This is a genomic window from Stenotrophomonas sp. Ps181, from assembly GCF_025697425.1.
In the GTDB taxonomy this organism is placed as follows: Bacteria; Pseudomonadota; Gammaproteobacteria; order Xanthomonadales; family Xanthomonadaceae; genus Stenotrophomonas; species Stenotrophomonas sepilia.
This window is the reverse complement of sequence record NZ_JAHWBI010000013.1, coordinates 13,238-25,888: the sequence shown is the minus strand read 5'-3', so window position 1 is coordinate 25,888 and position 12,651 is coordinate 13,238. Positions and strand designations below refer to the sequence as shown.

The window sequence follows — 12,651 nt, the reverse complement described above, 5'->3', positions numbered from 1 at the left end:
CCTGCTTCCGGTACAATGTCGGGCCCGTTTCCCAACTACGGTTCCCCGGACATGATGGTCCTCGAGGGCGCGCCCGCCCTGTCGCCGTTCCGCCGCGAACGTCTTGAATCCCGCCTGCAGTCCATCGCTCCCTCCCTGCGCATCAGCGGTGCCTGGCACGTCTACTTCGTGCAGCCCGAAGGCAGCGCCGCCCCCGACCTGACCACGCTGTGCCGCATCCTCGAAGCGGCGCCGCAGGCCGAAGCCGTGGCCGAAGGCGCAGTCAGCCGCATCGTGGTGCCGCGCCTGGGCACGCTGTCGCCGTGGTCGAGCAAGGCCACCGAACTGGTCCGCGGTGCCGGCCAGCCGGTCAGCCGGGTCGAACGTGGCCTGCGCATCGACGTGCAGGGCTGGCCGGCCGATGCCGCCGCCCAGCAGGCGCTGGTCAAGGCGCTGCACGACCCGATGACGCAGTCCGTGCTGGAGACCGTGGAACAGGGCCAGGCGCTGTTCTCGGCACCGGCCCGGGGTGAACTGGAGCGCGTGCCGGTGGACCAGCTGGAGGCCGCCAACCAGCGCCTCGGCCTGGCCATGGCCCAGGACGAGATCGACTACCTGCGCGAGCGTTTCACTGCGCTGGGCCGGTCGCCGTCGGACGTGGAACTGATGATGTTCGCGCAGGCCAATTCCGAGCACTGCCGCCACAAGATCTTCAATGCCAGCTGGACCATCGACGGCCAGGAGCAGGACCGCTCGCTGTTCCGGATGATCAAGAACACCCACCAGCAGACCCCGCAGCACACGCTCAGCGCGTACAGCGACAACGCCGCAGTGATCGAAGGCCATCCGGCGTCGCGCTATCGCCCCGATCCGGCCAGTGGCGAATACCGCCGCGAAGCGCAGGTGCCCAGTGCCTTCCAGATCAAGGTGGAAACCCACAACCACCCGACCGCGATCGCACCGTTCCCGGGCGCCTCGACCGGCGCGGGTGGCGAGATCCGCGACGAAGGCGCGACCGGCCGCGGTGGCAAGCCGAAGGCGGGCCTGACCGGCTTCTCGGTCTCGCACCTGCGCATTCCGGAATTGCCGCAGCCGTGGGAGGCGCCGCGCGCGCTGAATCCGCGCATGGCACCGGCGCTGGAAATCATGACCGACGGCCCGCTCGGTGGCGCCGCGTTCAACAACGAGTTCGGCCGCCCGAACCTGCTTGGCTACTTCCGCAGCTTCGAGCTGCCGGAAGGCGCCGATCTGGTGCGCGCCTACGACAAGCCGATCATGCTGGCCGGTGGCCTCGGCGCGATCGACCGCGTGCAGGTCGACAAGATCCCGCTGCAGGCCGGTGATGCGGTGATCGTGCTGGGTGGCCCGGCGATGCTGATCGGCCTGGGCGGCGGTGCGGCCAGTTCGGTGGCCTCCGGTGAAAGCGCCGAGGACCTGGACTTCGCCAGCGTGCAGCGCGACAACCCGGAAATGGAGCGCCGCTGCCAGGAGGTCATCGACCGCTGCGTGGCGATGGGCGCCAACAACCCGATCAAGTTCTTCCACGATGTCGGCGCCGGTGGCCTGTCCAACGCCATCCCCGAACTGCTGCACGACTCGAACGTCGGTGGTGTCATCGACCTGGGCAAGGTGCCCACCGATGATCCGTCGCTGTCACCGATGCAGCTGTGGTGCAACGAGTCGCAGGAACGCTACGTGCTGGGCGTGGCCCAGGAGCGCCTGGCCGAGTTCGCCGCGCTGTGCGCCCGCGAGCGCTGCCCGTTCGCTGCGGTCGGCGTGGCCACCGCCGAGGAACATCTGGTGGTGGCCTACGGTGCCGTGCCGGGCCACACTCCGGCCGATGCACCGATCGACCTGCCGATGGACGTGCTGTTCGGCAAGCCGCCGAAGATGCACCGCGATACCGCGCACCCGCCGGCACCGCGCTGGCCGGCGCTGAAGACCGGTGGCCTGGACCTGCAGGAAGCCGGCCTGCGCGTGCTCGCGCACCCGACCGTGGCCTCGAAGAACTTCCTGGTCACCATCGGTGACCGCAGCGTCGGCGGCCTGACCGCGCGCGAGCAGATGGTCGGCCCGTGGCAGCTGCCGGTGGCCGATGTGGCAATTACCCTGGCCGATTTCGACGGCGTGGCCGGTGAGGCGATGTCGATCGGCGAGCGCACCCCGCTGGCCCTGCTCGATGCTGCTGCTTCGGCACGCATGGCGGTGGGCGAAGCGCTGACCAACCTGTGCGCGGCCCCGGTCGATGCGCTGGATGAGATCAAGCTGTCGGCGAACTGGATGGCCGCGGCCGGTCACCCGGGCGAAGACGCGCTGCTGTACGACGCGGTGAAGGCGGTGGGCATGGAACTCTGCCCGCAGCTGGACATCAGCATCCCGGTGGGCAAGGACTCGCTGTCGATGCAGGCGCAGTGGCACGACCAGGGCGAAGCGCACAAGAGCGTGTCGCCGGTGTCGCTGGTGATCTCGGCGTTCGCGCCGGTGGCCGACGTGCGCCAGCAGTTGACCCCGCTGCTCGACCGGGAGGTGGACAGCGAGCTGTGGCTGATAGGCCTCGGTGCCGGCAAGCAGCGCCTGGGTGGTTCGATCCTGGCCCAGGTGCATGCCGACCACGGCGACCTGCCGGCCTTCGCCGGTGCCGCCCCGGACCTGGACGATCCGCAGCGCCTGCGGGGTTTCTTCGAACTGATCCGCGATGCACGCCAGTCCGGCCTGCTGCTGGCCTATCACGACCGCAGCGACGGCGGTGCTTTCGCCGCGCTGTGCGAAATGGCCTTCACCTCGCGCCTGGGCCTGGACATCGCCCTCGATGCCTGGGGTGACGATCCGTTCCGCAGCCTGTTCAACGAAGAACTGGGCGCGGTGGTGCAGATCGCACGCGAAGACCGCGCCGCGTTTGCCGACCTGGTTGAACGCCATGCATTGACCGAATGCGCGCAGCGCATCGCCAAGCCGACCACCGCACCGGTGGTGCGCGTGTCGCTGGGCGGCGAGAACCTGGCCGAGTGGCGCTGGGAAGCGTTGTTCGATGCCTGGTGGTCGGTCACCCACGCGATGCAGAAGCGCCGCGACAACCCGGCCAACGCCGATGCTGAGCGCGAGGTCGCGCGTGCGTTCAACGCACCGGGCCTGAAGCCGAAGCTCAGCTTCGACCTCAACGAAGACGTGGCCGCACCGTTCATCAGCACCGGTGCGCGCCCGCGCGTGGCGGTGCTGCGCGAGCAGGGCGTCAACGGCCAGATCGAAATGGCCAACGCCTTCGAACGTGCCGGCTTCCGTGCTTTCGACGTGCACATGAGCGACCTGATCGAAGGCCGCGTGGCCCTGCAGGACTTCACCGGCCTGGTCGCCTGTGGTGGTTTCAGCTATGGCGACGTGCTCGGTGCCGGCCGTGGCTGGGCCACCTCGATCCTGGAGCGCAGTGCACTGCGTGATGCCTTCGCTGCGTTCTTCGCGCGCGAAGACAGCTTCGCGCTGGGCGTATGCAACGGCTGCCAGATGATGAGCCAGCTGAAGAACATCATTCCGGGTGCCGAGCACTGGCCGCAGTTCCGCCGCAACGCCAGCGAGCAGTTCGAAGCCCGCACCGCGCTGCTGGAAGTGGTGGAATCGCCGTCGATCCTGCTGCGTGGCATGGCCGGTTCGCGCCTGCAGGTGGCGGTGGCGCATGGCGAAGGCCAGGCCGTGTTCGACAATGCCGTCGACCAGGCTGCTGCACGTGTCTCGCTGCGCTACATCGATGGCAATGGCAAGGTGGCCAGCCAGTACCCGCTGAACCCGAACGGTTCGCCGGACGGCATCACCGGCCTGACCAGCAGCGACGGCCGCGTCACCATCATGATGCCGCACCCGGAACGCACCCCGCGCGCGCTCAACCTGAGCTGGGCACCGGCGGAATGGCAGGGTGATTCGCCGTGGATGCGCATGTTCCGCAACGCGCGGGTGTGGTGCGGCTGATCGCATCGTCCCGCGCAGGCTGCAATGCCACCGCGTATGGAAGAACCCGCCGCTTCGTCGGCGGGTTTTTCTTTGCACGCGTGAAACCCTTGTCGCGCCCGCTAGTTACATCGGTTTTCATGCGCCAGCGGTCCGTCACGTGTACCTAACAAAATACTTTTATAAACACGTGAAATGGTGAACTGCTTCACGGCAATAGCATTTGTCGTGTCAAAGTCTTGACGATCTGCAAAGTTGCCGTTAACACTTGAACCCCGTTTCAGAACCATTCATTCCGCAGTAACCGCTCGGCGCACGCGCTCGGTTTTCTGTCGCTGCGCGCCGTTCGGCAATACCCCGCAGTAAATCACGCGAATAAACGCCCCCAGGGGACGTTGGGCCAGAAGGCCCGGCGATGGCGTTGCTTTGCCGAAAACCAGTCCAATCAGGAGCCGTACCGATGAATCGGATTTATCGCAAGGTCTGGAACAAAGCATTGGGTCAGTTGGTGGTGGCCTCGGAACTGGCCTCCTCTGACAGCAGCGGTGGTGTTGTCGACCAGCGCCGCGATACGACACCGGCCACGCCCGCGCTGTTGGCGGTGGCACTGGGCCTGGTATTGGGATTGGGCATGAGCAGTTCCGCCGCCGCACAGTCGGTGCAGATCGGCGGCAGCGCCACCTGCGTGGCATTCAGCGGCAAGCTGCTGGAAAAATGCCTGGTCGAAGGCTCCGCCAGTGCCAAGGGCAGCAACGCGGTGGCGATTGGCAGCAACAGCAGCGCCACTGCCGCCAACAGCGTGGCGCTGGGCGCAGGCTCCAGGGCCACCCGCGCCAACACGGTGTCCGTTGGCGATGCCGGCAAGGAACGGCAGATCACCAACGTGGCCGCCGGCACCCAAGCCACCGATGCGGTGAACAAGTCACAGCTGGATGCGCAGGCGCGCGCCACGCAGGTCGCGCTGGCGGACGTGGCCGCCGATGGCGAGCGCTATTTCAAGGCCGATGGCGCCGGTGATGACAGCGACGCGGCGAAGATCGACGGGCAGGGCGCGGTTGCCGCCGGTGCCGGTGCACAGGCGTTGGCCAATGCCACGACTGCTATCGGCACCCAGGCGATTGCCGCCGGCCTGGGCGCCAGCGCGTTCGGCCAGGGCGCCCTGGCAATCGGCGACGCCAGCGTGGTGGTCGGGCAGAGCGCCGCAGCGTTCGGTCTTGGTGACACCGCCGTCGGCGCCAGCGCCTATGCCGCCAGCGAGAACGGCGCGGCCACCGCACTGGGTGCGTTGTCCGAAGCCACCGCCGATGGCGCCACTGCCGTCGGTGGCGGTGCCGTGGCGATGGGCCCGGGCAGTACCGCACTGGGCCGTGGCGCCACTGCCGCCAATGAAGCATCGATCGCGGTGGGGGCGTTCAGCACCGCCGTGGGTGAGTACAGCACCGCGCTGGGGTCCAACTCGGCGGCGGTCGCCACCGGCAGCGTGGCGCTGGGCGCCGGCTCGCTGGCCGACCGTGTCGACACCGTGTCGGTCGGCGCCGCCGAATACGGCCTGACCCGGCAGATCACCAGCGTCGCGGCGGGCACCGAAGACACCGACGCGGTCAATGTCGGCCAGCTGAAGGACGTGGCCGCCGTGGCCGATGCCACCGCCAGGCACTTCCAGGCCACGGGCAGCCGCAACAGCGATGCGGGCGCGCTGGCCGAAGGTGACGAGGCACTGGCGGCCGGCGAGGCGGCCAACGCCATCGGCAACGGCACCACCGCCGTGGGCGCGGGCGCCAATGCCGTCGCACAGAACGCGACCGCGGTGGGCAACAACGCACTGGCCTCAGGCCAGAACAGCGCGGCATTCGGCAACAACGCACAGGCCAACGGCCCGGGCAGCGTCGCCGTCGGTGGTGCTGCGGTGGATGCCGATGGCAATCCACTGATCACCAGTGGTGGCGTGCCGGTCGAAACCGGCGCCACCAGCGCAGGCGTCGGTGGCACTGCAGTCGGTGCCAGTGCCGAAGCCAGTGGATTTGCGGCGTCGTCCTACGGCGTTGGCGCGTATGCCGCCGGTGCGCAGTCGTCCGCATTCGGTGCGGTCGCCAATGCCATCGGTGACTACTCCACCGCACTGGGTACGCAGAGCACCGCCACCGGTACCAGCAGCGTCGCCATCGGTGGCCCGGCCGACCTGATTCCGGGCCTGGGCTTCTTCGTGCAGACCCAGGCCAGCGGCGAAGCCGCCACCGCGGTCGGCGCCGGTGCCATCGCCAGCGGTGATCGTGCGGTGGCCAACGGCAGCCTGACCGAAGCGTCCGGTGCGGAATCCACCGCCGTCGGCTACTTCGCTTACGCCCCGGGTGAGAATGCCAGCGCGCTCGGCGCGCAGACCTGGGCCAGCGGCGCGCAGAGCACCGCCGTCGGTTATTACGCCACCGCACGCGGTGCCAACAGCGTTGCACTGGGCGCGAATTCCGAAGCGGTGCGCGCCAACAGCGTGGCGGTCGGCAGCGCCGGCAACGAACGGCAGATCACCAGCGTTGCCGCGGGCAGTGAAGCCACCGATGCGGTCAATCTGGCCCAGTTGAAGGACGTCTCTGCCGTGGCCGATGCCACCGCCAAGCACTTCCAGGCCACCGGCAGCAGCAACAGCGATGCCGGTGCGCTGGCCGAAGGCGAAGATGCGCTGGCCGCCGGCGAGGCGGCCAACGCGATCGGCAATGGCAGCAGTGCACTGGGAGCGGGCGCCGTTGCCATCGCGCAGAGCGCCACTGCCGTCGGCAGCAATGCGCTGGCTTCGGGGCAGGGCAGCGCGGCCTTCGGCGCGGCGGCCACCGCCAGTGGCAGCAACGCCACCGCCCTGGGAACGCAGAGCAGCGCCACTGGCGCCGGCAGCGTCGCCATCGGTGGCCCGGCCGACATCGTGCCGGGCATGGGCCTGTATGTGCAGACGCGTGCCAGCGGCGTGTCCTCCACCGCGGTAGGTGGCGGTGCGGTCGCCAGTGGTGACCGCTCGTTGGCCAACGGCAGCTTCACCGAAGCGGTGGGCGCGGAGTCCACTGCGCTGGGTTACTTCGCTTATGCCGCAGGCGACAACGCCAGCGCACTGGGCGCGCAGACCTGGGCCATCGGCAAGGACAGCACGGCCATCGGTTACTACGCCACCGCTGGCGCCGAAAACAGTGTCGCGCTGGGCGCCTATTCGGGCTCCAACCGGGCCAATACGGTGGCCGTGGGCACCAATGGCAATGAACGCCAGATCGTCAGCGTGGCCGCGGGTACGCAAGCGACGGATGCAGTGAACAAGGCGCAGCTGGACGCCGTGGCCAGCACCGCCGACGGCACCGCGCGCTTCTTCCAGGCACAGCCCGAAGCGGGCAGTGATGCCGGTGCGTTCGCCGAGGGCGAGGGCGCGGTCGCGGCCGGCTCCTCGAGCAACGCGATCGGTGCTGGTGCGGTTGCACATGGCGCAGCCGCGTCGGCGATCGGTGATGACAGCGTGGCAGTGGGTCGCAACAGCAGCGCCACCGGCAACGGCGGTGTTGCCATCGGTGGCCTCGGACAGGCCTACGATGAGTACAACCAGCCGATCATCGGCGCCGACGGCAAGGCGCAGCAGGTGGGCACCACGGCGGTTGCCGATGCCACGGCGGTCGGCAGCGGTGCACAGGCCACCGGGGCTGCCAGCAGTGCGTTCGGCAATGCCGCCAAGGCCAGCGGCGACAACAGCTTCGCGGCCGGCGGCAAGTCGCGTGCGACCGGCAGCTATGCCGTTGCGGTCGGTGACAGCGCCTTCGCCAGCAGCGATGACAGCACCGCTGTCGGTGGCTACAGCTGGGCCACGGCCAGTGGTGCGAGCGCCTTCGGATCCGGTGCATGGGCCACCGCCACCAATGCCTCGGCGTTCGGCAACGCGGCCTGGGCCAGCGGCAGTGGCGCAACCTCCATCGGCTACAACAGCTGGGCCAATGGTGCCAGCTCCACCGCGGTCGGCCGTGGTGCCTTCGGCTATGGCGACAACAGCGTGGCGCTGGGCTTCCAGGCGCTGGGCAACAGCCTCAACAGCATTGCCATCGGCACCAACACGGTGGCCGGTGGTGAAAGCGCGATCGCGTTGGGCGCCGGCAGCAACGCCAGCGCCAGCAATGCTGTCGCGCTCGGTGCCGGTTCGGTTGCCAGTCGTGCACGCACGGTGTCGGTGGGCAGCAGCGGCAACGAGCGGCAGATCACCAACGTCGCTGCCGGTACCCAAGCCACGGACGCGGTGAACAAGGCACAGCTGGATGAGGTCGCGAGCACCGCCACCACCACCAGCCGCTTCTTCCAGGCCAGTGGCAGCGATGACGACGTAGCCGGTGCGCTGGTGGAGGGTGACAACGCGCTGGCCGCCGGTGATGCGGCCAACGCCATCGGCAACGGCGCCACCGCGCTCGGCAGTGGTGCCAATGCGCTGGCCAACAACGCGCAGGCGATCGGTTTCAACGCGCTGGCCAGCGCCGCCAACGCCAGCGCCGTCGGTGCCAACGCCCAGGCGACCGGTGAGTACGCCACCGCACAGGGCGCGGAAAGCGAAGCCAGCGGCGAGCAGAGCGCGGCGTTCGGTGCCGCCAGCATCGCCAGTGGTGCCGGCAGTACCGCCAACGGTGTGTTGTCCGAAGCCTCCGGCGAGGAAGCCGTGGCGGTGGGCTACTTCAGCAACGCCAGCGGCAGCGGCTCCACCGCGGTCGGCAGCGAGAGCATCGCCAGCGGCACCGCGTCGGCCGCGTTCGGCATCGGCGCCGAAGCGACCGGTGGCTACAGCACCGCCATCGGTGGCTATGCGCAGGCATCGGCGTTCAACGCCACCGCCTTCGGCAACTTCGCCAATGCCTCCGGTTCCAACAGTGTGGCAGTGGGTGGCGATGCGGAAGCCTCCGGTGCCTACAGCACGGCCACCGGCCAGGGCAGCCTGGCCACCGGCACCAACAGCGTCGCCGTCGGCGGCTCGCTGTTCGGCGTGCTGGCCACCGAAGCATCGGGCAATTACTCCACCGCCGTCGGTGGCGGCGCCTGGTCCGGCGGCATCAACAGCACCGCACTGGGCAACGCCGCCGAATCGCGCGCGGCCAACAGCGTGGCGCTGGGCGCCGATTCGATTGCGGACCGCGACAACACCGTGTCGGTTGGCGGTGCTGGCAATACCCGCCAGATCACCAACGTGGCCGATGCCACGCAGGGCACCGATGCGGTCAACAAGAACCAGCTAGACGCCGTCGCCGCAGCAGCGGAGAAGACCAGCAGGCAGTTCCAGGCCAGTGGCAACGCCGAGGGTGAAACCGGCGCCCTGGTCGAGGGCGACAACGCGTTGGCGGCCGGTGACGCGGCCAACGCCATCGGCAACGGTGCCACCGCACTCGGCAGCGGCGCCAATGCACTGGCGGCCAACGCCACGGCGGTCGGCATCGATGCGCTGGCCACCGGCAACAACGCCGCAGCACTGGGCAGTACCGCACAGGCCACCGGCGAAGACAGCCTTGCGCTCGGTACCGGCGCCAGCGCCAGCGAACTCGGCGCCAGCGCCGTGGGTGCGCGTGCACAGGCCAGTGGTGCGTACAGCAACGCGACCGGCACCGAATCCAACGCCAGCGGCACGCAGGCACTGGCCAGTGGCTTCCGCAGTGCCGCCTCCGCCGATGGCACCACCGCGGTCGGTGGCTATGCCGAAGCCAGCGGTCGCCTCGGCACCGCGTTGGGCTACGGCTCGGCGGCCAGCGGTGCCAACACCACGGCAGTGGGCTTCGGCGCCGCCGCGGCCGGTAGCGGTGCCGTTGCGGTCGGCCAGTCCAGCGAAGCCAGTGGCGCCGAGAGCGTGGCCATCGGTGGCAGCACCTTCTTCGGCCTGATCCCGTCGCGCGCCAGCGGCACCGGCGCGGCGGCCTTCGGTGCCGGCGCCTGGGCGACCGAAGATTACGCCACCGCGATCGGCTGGAATTCGTGGGCGGATGCGGCAGATGCCACGGCACTGGGCGCCAGTGCCACCGCCAGCGGGTTGAACAGCGTGGCGCTGGGCGCCGGCTCCAAGGCCGAGCGCGACAATACCGTGGCCGTGGGCACCGCGGGCGGTGAGCGCCAGGTGACGCATGTGGCGGCGGGCACCGAGGCCACCGACGCGGTGAACAAGGGCCAGCTGGACGCGGTTGCCAGCGTTGCCGACAGGACTGGCCGGCAGTTCCAGGCCAGCGGCAACGCCGATGGCGAAGCCGGTGCACGGGTGGAGGGCGACGACGCGCTCGCCGCTGGCAATGCGGCCAATGCGATTGGCAACGGCGCCACCGCAGTGGGCAGCGGCGCAACGGTGGTCGCGGCCAATGCCACGGCGGTCGGCGTCGACGCACTGGCCACGGCCGAGCAGGGTGTGGCGATCGGCAGCGGTGCCAGCAGCACCGCAGGCGGTGCCGTCGCGCTGGGTGCACAGAGCAGCAGCGGCGGCGCCGCCAGCATTGCGATCGGCGCGCAGTCGCAGTCGCAGGGCATCGGGGCGACCGCTGTCGGCGGCATGGCCGAGGCCGCCGGCCTGGCGGCCACCGCCGTGGGCTACGGCGCGATCGCCGATGGTCGCGAAACCACGGCAGTCGGCAACTTCGCACAGGCCAATGGCTGGCGCGCCACGGCGTTTGGTGCAGGCGCCAGCGCCGGCTTCTTCGGCACCGCGATCGGCAGTGCCGCGCAGGCCGCCGACGTGTCCACGGCGGTGGGCCAGGGCACCATTGCGCAGATCGCCGGCGCCGGCTTCGGCGTGCAGGCCAAGGCGGGCGAGTACGGCACCGCTCTGGGCAACAACGCCGCGACCGGATTGAACGGCGTGGCGGTCGGCTTCAATGCACTGGCCGGACAGGATGCCGCCAGCGTCAGTGCAGGCCGGTTCACCACCGCCATCGGCAGTGAGGCGTGGGCTACCGAAGACGGTGCCACCGTGGTCGGTTACAACAGTTACGCGCAGGCCAGCAACGCGACGGTGCTCGGCAGCAATACCTGGACCACCAAGGACGCCGGCAACAGCGTCGCGTTGGGTGCGGGCTCGCTGGCCGACCGCGCCGATACGGTGTCGGTGGGTGCCGCACAGGAGTGGGTCGATGCTGCCGGCGTCACCCACAGCGCGATCAACCGCCAGCTCACCAATGTCGCGGCCGGTACGCAGGCCACCGATGCGGTGAACAAGGGCCAGCTGGATGCAGTGGCCGCCACCGCCGATGCGGTCGGCCAACGCTTCAAGGCCAACGGTTCGGGTACCGCCAGTGCCACCGGCACGGATGCCGTCGCCATCGGCGGCAACGCCAACGCCAGTGGAAGCCGCAGCAATGCGCTGGGCAGTGGTGCCACGGCCATCGGCAACGCGGCGCTGGCACTGGGCGCCAACAGCGGCGCCAGCGGCAACAACTCAGTGGCATTGGGTGCCGGTTCGCGGGCGCTGGAGGCCAACGTGGTCTCGGTCGGCGGTGGCAACGGCACCGCCGGTCCGGCCACGCGGCGGATCGTCAATGTTGCCGACGGCCGCATTGCTGCCGGCAGCACCGATGCGGTCACCGGGTCACAGCTCAACGTCACCAACCAGCGCGTGGGCGCAGTGGAAACCCGCGTGGGTGATTTCGATGCGCGCATCGCCACGGTCGAGACCACGGCGGCCAGTGCGGTCGGCTATGACGACGCCAGCCGTGATCGCCTGACCCTGTCCGGCTTCCAGGGCACCACCATCGACAACGTCGGTGCCGGCAGCATCGCCGCCGGCAGCCGCCAGGCGATCAATGGCGGGCAGTTGTTCCAGTCGCTCAGTGATGCCGCCAGCTTCCTCGGCGGTGGCGCCAGCGTCGGCATGCAGGGTGTGTTCGTGGCGCCGAACTACGTGATCCAGGGCGCGACGTACAGCAACGTCGGCGATGCGCTCGGTGCGCTGGACCGCAAGGTCAGCGAGATCGATCGCCGCACCGCCGGTGGCACGCGCGCAGGTGCTTCCAGCCTGCGCGCAATGAGTGCGTCGCTGGATGAAAGCCCGCTGGCCAGCGTCGCCGACGCAGCGGTGACCGCCGATGCGGCACCGGCCAGCGCCGCACGCGTGCAGGGCACTCCGACTGCCGCTGCCGCCGGCGCCGGGATTCCGGTTGGCACCCCGGCCACGGGCTTCAATGCCGTCGCCATGGGTGAAGGCGCAGTGGCCAGTGGCGCCTCGTCCACCGCCATCGGCCAGGGCGCCAGTGCCACTGCTGCCAACGCGGTGGCTTTGGGCCAGGGCTCGGTTGCCGACCGTGCCAATACGGTGTCGGTGGGCAGCGAAGGCAACGAGCGCCAGGTCACCAACGTCGCCGCGGGCACCACCGCCACCGACGCCGTCAACAAGGGCCAGCTGGATCGTGGCATGGCCACCGCCAACAGCTACACCGACAGCCGCGTCCAGGCCGTTGCCGACAGCTTCGATGTGTTCAAGGGCGAGATCGACGGGCGCCTGCGCCACATGGATCGTCGCATCGACCGCCAGGGTGCGATGAGTGCGGCGATGCTCAACATGGCCACCAGTGCCGCCGGTATCCGCACCCAGAACCGGGTCGGCGTCGGCATCGGTTTCCAGGGCGGCGAGTCGGCGTTGTCGCTGGGCTACCAGCGTGCGATCAGCGATCGCGCCACGGTTACCTTCGGCGGTGCCTTCAGCAGTGACGACAGCTCGGTTGGCGTCGGTGCCGGCTTCGGCTGGTAAGCCAAACCACTGCGCCGGCGGCC

General features: G+C 69.6%; 2 protein-coding genes. Both read left to right on the top strand.

Annotated features, from left to right (window positions below):
- Positions 1 to 51: 51 nt before the first annotated feature.
- A complete protein-coding gene (gene purL, locus KXV01_RS19595; RefSeq protein WP_099496138.1) occupies positions 52 to 3,936 on the top strand; it encodes a phosphoribosylformylglycinamidine synthase in 3,885 nt (1,294 codons plus the stop codon).
- Positions 3,937 to 4,375: 439 nt separating this feature from the next.
- Complete coding sequence (locus KXV01_RS19590; RefSeq protein ID WP_099496137.1) at positions 4,376 to 12,628, top strand: ESPR-type extended signal peptide-containing protein; 8,253 nt, start codon at positions 4,376 to 4,378, stop codon at positions 12,626 to 12,628.
- The last annotated feature ends 23 nt before the right edge of the window (positions 12,629 to 12,651 follow it).